2 protein-coding genes and 1 pseudogene are annotated in these 1,232 nt (G+C 32.9%); all 3 read right to left on the bottom strand.

Going from position 1 to position 1,232, the window contains the following annotated elements; translation table 11 throughout:
- Nucleotides 1-386, bottom strand: a pseudogene (locus U881_RS0107175) (hypothetical protein); the annotation flags it as partial.
- Nucleotides 387-830, bottom strand: a complete 444-nt coding sequence (locus U881_RS0107170) for a hypothetical protein (protein WP_024653798.1) — start codon at nucleotides 828-830, stop codon at nucleotides 387-389.
- Nucleotides 827-1,228, bottom strand: coding sequence for a hypothetical protein (locus U881_RS0107165; protein ID WP_024653125.1), 402 nt, complete (start codon nucleotides 1,226-1,228; stop codon nucleotides 827-829). The genes U881_RS0107170 and U881_RS0107165 overlap by 4 nt, the downstream gene beginning before the upstream one ends.
- Nucleotides 1,229-1,232 lie beyond the last annotated feature (4 nt).

Raw genomic sequence — 1,232 nt, 5'->3', positions numbered from 1 at the left:
GTAGAATTGATAGAATACGAATATCCAAGACAATATGTCCTAAAAAGTAATACCTCTATCTCATCATTATCATCAAAAGAATCCTTTAGATCCTCATACATGGAATGATGATAATAAAAGATACCACCCTCTTTAAGATCAAGGGTTAAAAGTTTAGAATTTGCAGTCAACGTTTTAACTCTAAATACACACTCCGAAATTGACTTCCACTTACTGGGCTTTGTGGTAGTCAAATCTAAATCTTTCACTACCAAACTCTTAAGATCACTATCACCAGGTTCTGAATTGTTTTTAATCGTTGTACCATTAAAGCACCATTTAAACTTAGGTATGTTGACTGCCACTAAGACAGCACCCGAAGGCATTTTTAGTTTTTGTTCAGCCAATTATCTCTCCTTTTGTATAGGCAAAAAATTTAAATCATCACTATTAATCCTGATACCAAGAATACCTCTCACAACAGTTACCATCTTCATATCTTGAGAATCTTCCTCTACAACTTGAGAATCATCAATATTAAATGACTCTAAAGAATACTTTAATGTAAGGAAATTGATCAATAAACTTGCAATTTCAATTCCAAGCGTTGGACGATCTTGACATTCCGTGTAAATTACAAGATCAAGACACACTGCAAAAGAATATCGCCTACATTTCAGTACAACTTCTCCTATACTCTTAATCGTAAATACCACAACCGGAAGCTTTAGATCTGTACAAGAATACACCTCAGACTTATAATAGATTTGTGTTGTTGCTAACTTATGTGCAAAAAAATAAGCTTTTAAATCCTTCTTAAATGTGTAAACAAATTGTTCAATAAATTTCATCTGAGTAAATCCTTTACTTTGTCATAAAGATTCTCTTTCCAGTTTGTATATTTCTTCTTAATATCATTCTTCTTAAGACTGATCCATATAGGAACAGCCATATCAGCAAGTCCTTTATAAGAAGCCCAAGACTTGATCTTTGCTAAGCTGGGCTGTGTAAAACCTGAATTGTACACTTCTCCTGAATCTAACATCTCAGCTAACGGAGAACCAACTTTAACCTTAATGTCAAATCCAGAATCAGTTTCATTAGTTTCGATACTAGTTATTTCACTCAAACGACCTGGAACTTGAGATTTAAGAGAAGTAACACTCTTTTGTTTTATCCTAACTCCAATAAAACTCTTTACTTCCTCAAAAATAGACTTCTTCAACATGCTAAAATAATGTTTACTCACATAA

The sequence above is a fragment of the Borrelia persica No12 genome (genome assembly GCF_000500045.1).
GTDB classification, from domain to species: domain Bacteria; phylum Spirochaetota; class Spirochaetia; order Borreliales; family Borreliaceae; genus Borrelia; species Borrelia persica.
Note: the sequence above shows the minus strand (reverse complement) of the source record. Positions and strands in the feature narration are given on the sequence as shown.

Excerpts from the sequence above, each read along its gene's own strand:
- U881_RS0107170 (WP_024653798.1), bottom strand. The coding sequence starts at position 830 with ATGAAATTTATTGAACAATTTGTTTACACATTTAAGAAGGATTTAAAA.